The following is a 1,175-nucleotide window of genomic DNA, read 5'->3' as shown; positions in this document are numbered from 1 at the left end:
ACTGAGTTTCTCTTTTTCTCTTATCGCTTTTAAATTTCTCGCCAGTATCATTTGGATTTCTTCCATAAGAATCACTCCTCTAAGCTTTACATTTTAACATATGTTTCATATACTATAACGCATAAAATATATTGATCAATATGTACATTATAACACACAAAACTGAAGAGGAGCTTTAATCATGCCTTTGTTATCATTTCTTTTATTTGTATTAGTCAGCAGTTTTACACCAGGTCTCAACAACTTTATGGCAATGTCATTTGCAAATAAATATGGATTTAAAAAAACTATTGAATACAGCCTTGGAGTCGCAGCAGGTTTTTTTATCCTGACATTAATATGCAGTTTATTTAACCTTTTGCTTATCAATATCTTACCTAAAATAGAGTTGCCATTAACCATTTTAGGTGTTAGTTATATGTTATATTTAGCCTATAAAGTTCTCTTAAGTATAGATAATAACAGTGAACAAAGGGAGAATAGTGACAAAAAGCTTTTCGTAATAGGGGTGTTGGTGCAATTTATAAATCCAAAAGGTATTTTGTACGGTATTACAGTCGTATCCACCTTTATATTACCTTACTATACCTCTTATTTTAGCTATGTTATTTTTTCACTTTTTTTAGGGTTTATAGGGTTAATAAGTTCAGCAAGCTGGAGTTTATTTGGTTCTTTTTTTCAAAAGGCGCTGTCACAATATAGAATGCTATTTAATGTAATTATGGCATTGCTATTGGTATATAGCGCTATTTCCATTGCTTTGCATTAAATAGAGAGTGATTCATAGTATCTAGCTGAACCTATTTTAAAAATTCCTTGAGCAAAATATTACCTTTTACTTTGCAAATACAGTTTAAAATTTCAATCACCCCGTACATCGTTTCAGTAGCAATTCTCACCTTCTGATTACTTAATTGTTCTACTTTTTGCATCATAATATATCCGTGAGCTAGTTCAAACAAGGATAATAAAATATAATACGTTGTTTCTATCAAAGGTTAATATTTATTTAAAATCCATATTATTCAACAATCCATTGCTAAAATTCAACTATACAGTCTAACTGTATAAAACAATAAGAAAAACCCATTTCAAATGTTATGCTTGAAATGAGTTTAGACATTAGATTTATTTATTTGTTTTATGTACTCAGCTTGTTAAGAAAATCTTTCCTT

General features: G+C 29.2%; 1 protein-coding gene and 2 pseudogenes. 1 reads left to right on the top strand and 2 read right to left on the bottom strand.

From position 1 onward, the window contains the following. A pseudogene (locus SPD89_RS22815) lies at nucleotides 1-66 on the bottom strand (DNA-binding protein); the annotation flags it as partial. A 115-nt stretch (nucleotides 67-181) separates the two neighbouring features. On the opposite strand from SPD89_RS22815, the gene SPD89_RS22810 reads away from it, so the two are divergent. Then, nucleotides 182-769 (top strand): LysE family transporter, encoded by a 588-nt coding sequence (locus SPD89_RS22810; protein ID WP_336264238.1) that lies wholly within the window; start codon nucleotides 182-184, stop codon nucleotides 767-769. A gap of 85 nt (nucleotides 770-854) precedes the next feature. Here SPD89_RS22810 and SPD89_RS22805 read toward each other — a convergent pair. After that, a pseudogene (locus SPD89_RS22805) lies at nucleotides 855-995 on the bottom strand (PadR family transcriptional regulator); the annotation flags it as partial. Between the last annotated feature and the right edge of the window lie 180 nt (nucleotides 996-1,175).

It is taken from the genome of Pseudogracilibacillus sp. SO30301A, assembly GCF_037072025.1.
Lineage (GTDB): Bacteria > Bacillota > Bacilli > Bacillales > Amphibacillaceae > Pseudogracilibacillus.
Note: the sequence above shows the minus strand (reverse complement) of the source record. Positions and strands in the feature narration are given on the sequence as shown.